Genomic DNA, 4,466 nt, shown 5'->3' with positions numbered 1-4,466 from the left:
ACGCCATTTGCGCTGACATAGCTGTGGCAAGGGGATTTCGCATTTTATGAAGCGACCGCTTTTGGCATAGATTTCGATGCGCATTATTGTGCCCCTTTGCCGCCAGCCGCATTGATCAGCGCTACGCGTTGATCCTCAAGCGATTGTACAAACCTTGCTGGATGCCACATTCCACGGGGTTGAAAATGCGGGGCATCTGGTTTTGACACAGCACATCAAGGCTCTGATCTTACAGCTGGCTCGCCCAGATGACCCGTGCCGTATGGCGTCTTAAATGCGGGTCGCGATCATTTTATTAAAACTGGTAAGACCAACCAATACGGCAATCGGTCGACGTCGACTGATAGAGCGAAATGTTTGAATTTTGGACTTTATAGCCGCAGGACAGTTTTGGTGTGCCCCCAAGAGTTTAATCCGGCTGTCAGACAAGGAGAGACCAAACCGATAGATTTCGTCCCGACGCGCGTAATCCACAGCGGAAAAATCGTTGTCATACTGTCGCAATGTGGCGCTCAGGTTTACGCCGACACGCAACGTGTCGGTGATCTTTGTTTCAAATCCGGCACGCAACGTTCCTCCCCAATAGCGCTGATAGCCCAAAGAGGGTTTGGAGCGCTCAACTGCACTACCGAAAAGAACCGTAGCGCCCGTTTCAAGTGTCTTGGCCCATGCTAAACTCAATGTGGCGTATAGGCTTTCCCGCAGGACTCTTTGCTTAGGGAATGTTGCACGCACAGCATCTAGATATTTCCTTTTAAATAAGGACTTTAGCCGAAATTTACCGGCTGTTCCCAGGTATTCCCGCTTCCGACAGGTTTCTCTGTCTCACTACAGGGGCTTGGAGGTGCTGCGCGATAGGTGTCGGTCACACGCCGCAGAGTGCTGGATCATTGAGTGGCTAAGTCCTTTGGCAAGAATGTCAATGGCATGTGTTGCGCCCTTAGGGCCCATCGCTGCCACGGCATAGTAAAGCGGTCGGCCCAAAAATACGCAATTCGCCCCACGGGACATGGCCCTCAGCACATCCAATCCACTGCGCGCGCCGCTATCAATAAAAATTGGCACAGCATTCCCCACACTTGCGCGCACCGCAGGCAAACGATCAACTGGCGTCGGCAACGCGTCACTCTGGCGGCCACCGTGGTTGGACATCCAAAGGGCATCGGCACCAAGATCCAATGCGTCAGTTGCATCTTCCGGCGTCAGTATTCCCTTTATGATGATCCGGTGTGGCCAACGCGCGCGTACATTCTTGATGTCGGCAGGGCTAAAGCGTGCCGCAAGCTCGCTTTGAACCAGACTGGCAACGCTTTGAGACCTTTTTTCTGCATAACCTGTGAGGTTTGCAAAGGTTGGAATGCCTTTGCGCAAAACCTCAAGCGCGTATCGGGGGCGCATCGCCGTTTGCAGGACTGAGGCCGCGCTGATACGTCCGCCCGGAGGCAGCCCCGCGCGGCGTGCCGTCTCGCGGCGTGCAGGGCTTGGCACATCTATTGTGATCACCAAATTACGAATTCCAGCTGCTTGTGCGCGATCAAGTAGGTCATCGCGAATCTCGCGCGACACCGTCGGATAAAGTTGAAACCATAGGTTTCCGCGCGACAGCTGCGATGCATCTTCGATAGAAAGAGAAGCGACAGTGCTGAGCACCATAGGAATGTTCTGCGCCGCTGCGGCCTGAACGATTGCGCGATCTGCGCCGGGCCAGATCAGATCGCCCAGTCCGACAGGGGCGACGCCAAAAGGGTAGGCATAGCTGATGCCATCAATGTCTACAGACGTATCGATTTTCGTTGCCTGCGATAGATAGCGTGGTGACAGGTCGATCCCTTGGAAGGCCGCTAAATTTTTGGCAAGGCGCTGCTCATGCTCTGAGCCGTGTTCTAAAAACGCCCAAGCAAAACGAGGCATCCGCCGTTGTGCCTGTATCGCAAGGTCTTCGATCCGAGGATAGCGATCTTCAGGAGGCAAAAGGAATTTTGTCATCATTGGCTACTTTTCTTGTGACGTAAAACTTGCAAAGAGTGTCTTATTGGGCAGATCACGTCACTGATCCGTCGAGCGCAACAGACCCGCCGAGCGCAAGGAATGCCCGCGCATTGCCGTGCTTCAGTCGATCAAGCACCGGCTCTTGTTCAAAGGCGTCGTGAAGTCGCCCGATAGGGTCCGTTTCGCGAAAGTTAAACGGATAATCGGTGCCGATCATCACGCGATCTTCACCAAAAACTTTGACCACACGTTGCAACATCACTTTATCGAACGTCAGACTGTCAGCGAAGAGGGCGCGTGCCTGTATGCTGGGGGACGTTTCAAGCGCCTCGGCCACCGCTGGAAACGTGCGAAAGCCTTGCTCCAGTCGTGGAAGGAGCGCAGAAAAAGTGCCACCACCGTGGCTTAGGGCAATCCTGAGACCTGGTGTTTTGCGAAGCAGGCCGCCGGTCAGGATGGATGCCGCGGCAAGACCTATATCGCTCGGATATCCAAGAATTTGCTGCAGATTTGCAGGGCCAACCAGTCGATCCATTCCTGTAGGACGGACTGCATGTACGAAGACTGACATGTCGAGCCGCGCCACTTCTGCGAAGAATTCGGCAAACTTCGGGTCGCCGATGGGTGTGCCATTCACATTGCTACCGATTTCGATTCCTGCAAAACCAAGCTCATGTTTGAGACGATGTAACTCTTTCATCGCCAGATCTTGGTTCTGCAATGGAACCCCTCCGAGGCCAACAAACCGGCCGCGCCCCTCATGCACCATGGTTGCGATGACATCATTGATGTAGCGGGTCAGATCCGCCGCCACATGCGCGTCCAACCAATAACTGAAAAGCTCGGGCATCGGTGACAGGGCCTGAACCGAAATTCCACTACGATCCATATCTTCGAGGCGGTGCGAGGCCGTCCAGCAGGCATCGCTGACGGTGCGGTACGGGCGACTGTCGATGACGACTGTGCGGTGACAGCAATCCGAAATTTCGGTGCTCGGCCACCCAGACGGCACAGGTCCTTTGGCCCATTTTGGGAAGGTCGACGGGACGATGTGGCTGTGAATATCGATCGCGCCATGGGCACAATGACGGCTTCCATTCTCATGCTGGTGGGTCATCATATTTTTCCAATTTGACATGCTTAGGGCGCAAAAATATTTAGTTTTTTGGTTTTAAGTGTCTGAAATTATTGGCGATAGAAAGGCGTTTCATCAAGAAAACCCCAGTGCTGGCAGGAGAGCAATCCAAGGGTTAATCAGGACTGATCTTGATGAATTATTGGGCCCAAATCCTCAAGAACGGCTGCCGCTGTTTGTTCGTAATGGTGCATCAGCGCTTCGATGGCCCTAGTCGCATCTCGGTCAAGCACGAGCTGCAGCATAGTGGCGTGTTCATCGCGAACATGTCGTGTGGTGAAAACTTTTTGGATCGACAGCATTCGGTAACGATAGAGCCGGTCGGCCAGTTGTTCGCAGAATTCAAGCAATTGATGTGAGCCGCAGCGTGATATCAGCGTCTTGTGAAAGTCGCGGTGTAGTGGTTCCCAATCTGGATTACTGTCGAATGTATCAGGATCAAGCGAGCGCGGCGTGCGGGTTAGCCGATGGTGGGCAATGATGAGTTCTTCGTCCCATTCTGGTGTCGCATTCGCGATGGATTCACGCAAAGCTATCGTTTCCAGCCAGCAGCGCGTTTTCGTTAGTTCGCGCAGTTCGTCAAGATGGACAGGCTTTACGAAGAACCCGCGCTGTACGCGGCTATCGACCAGCCCTTCTGATGACAGCCGGTTGAGCGCCTCGCGCAGCGGGGTTTGTCCTGCACAGTAACGTTCTGTGAGGAGCTTCATCTGTAGTTTCAGCCCCGGAGCGAGGTGCCCCGTTAGGATGTCTGTGCGAAGTTGGTCGTGAAGCCTATCTGCAAGGCTGTTTGCCTTAAGCCTATCATGGTCTGTCCTGCCGCCGTCCATTTGATGCCCTCCGTTGCGCAGCTACTTGTATATATTATTCCAGAACAAGGTAAATATATATATTTTATGTTGACTGATAATTTTATATATATTAGCCATTCTCCTACAGTGATTGGCCGACGGCATTGCGAAATGTGCTGGTTTCAAGGCGAGGGAGGATGACTGATGCTGATACTTTACCACGGCTCAACCAGCGTATGTTCTCAGAAGGTGCGGGTCGGTCTTGCCGAACTCGGGCTGAGCTATGATAGTGTTATTCTGGATCTGCAAAAGGGGGACCAGTTCGACCCTGATTACCGAAAACTGAACCCGTCAGCTGTTGTTCCGACGCTTGTCAATGACGGGCTGGTGGTGGTCGAGTCGAGCCTCATCCTTGAGTACCTAGATCGCGAAATGGGGTCAGGGCAGTTGTCACCGAAGGGCGAGGCGGCACAGGTGGCTGCAGATCATTGGATGCTGCGCACGCTGGACATGCATGCGGCAATCAACACGCTGTCCTTTTCAACCGCTGC

Annotated in this window: 5 protein-coding genes; 1 reads left to right on the top strand and 4 read right to left on the bottom strand. The window is 53.5% G+C overall.

Going from position 1 to position 4,466, the window contains the following annotated elements:
- Positions 1–270 precede the first annotated feature (270 nt).
- The 4 genes from ACSHWX_RS17865 to ACSHWX_RS17850 all read right to left on the bottom strand — a co-directional run bounded on the left by ACSHWX_RS17865 (position 271) and on the right by ACSHWX_RS17850 (position 3,954).
- Complete coding sequence (locus ACSHWX_RS17865) at positions 271–681, bottom strand: hypothetical protein (RefSeq protein ID WP_435669566.1); 411 nt, start codon at positions 679–681, stop codon at positions 271–273.
- A gap of 147 nt (positions 682–828) precedes the next feature.
- Positions 829–1,986: an alpha-hydroxy acid oxidase gene (locus ACSHWX_RS17860; RefSeq protein WP_435669565.1), complete on the bottom strand. Its 1,158-nt coding sequence runs from the start codon at positions 1,984–1,986 to the stop codon at positions 829–831.
- A 55-nt stretch (positions 1,987–2,041) separates the two neighbouring features.
- On the bottom strand, positions 2,042–3,106 hold the full coding sequence (locus ACSHWX_RS17855; protein WP_435669564.1) for an amidohydrolase family protein: 1,065 nt from the start codon (positions 3,104–3,106) through the stop codon (positions 2,042–2,044).
- 137 nt (positions 3,107–3,243) lie between these two features.
- Entirely contained in the window at positions 3,244–3,954 is a 711-nt protein-coding gene (locus ACSHWX_RS17850) for a GntR family transcriptional regulator (RefSeq protein ID WP_342857931.1), read from the bottom strand.
- A gap of 165 nt (positions 3,955–4,119) precedes the next feature.
- Between ACSHWX_RS17850 and ACSHWX_RS17845 the strand changes: the two genes are divergently transcribed.
- A partial coding sequence (locus ACSHWX_RS17845; protein ID WP_435669563.1) for a glutathione S-transferase family protein occupies positions 4,120–4,466 on the top strand: 347 nt, incomplete at its 3' end.

The organism is Maritalea sp. (assembly GCF_051251695.1).
Taxonomy (GTDB): Bacteria; Pseudomonadota; Alphaproteobacteria; order Rhizobiales; family Devosiaceae; genus Maritalea.
Note: the sequence above shows the minus strand (reverse complement) of the source record. Positions and strands in the feature narration are given on the sequence as shown.

What these genes read in the sequence shown, in the direction of transcription:
- ACSHWX_RS17860 (WP_435669565.1), bottom strand. Translation starts at nt 1,986, where the DNA reads ATGACAAAATTCCTTTTGCCTCCTGAAGATCGCTATCCTCGGATCGAA.
- ACSHWX_RS17855 (WP_435669564.1), bottom strand. Translation starts at nt 3,106, where the DNA reads ATGACCCACCAGCATGAGAATGGAAGCCGTCATTGTGCCCATGGCGCG.
- ACSHWX_RS17850 (WP_342857931.1), bottom strand. Translation starts at nt 3,954, where the DNA reads ATGGACGGCGGCAGGACAGACCATGATAGGCTTAAGGCAAACAGCCTT.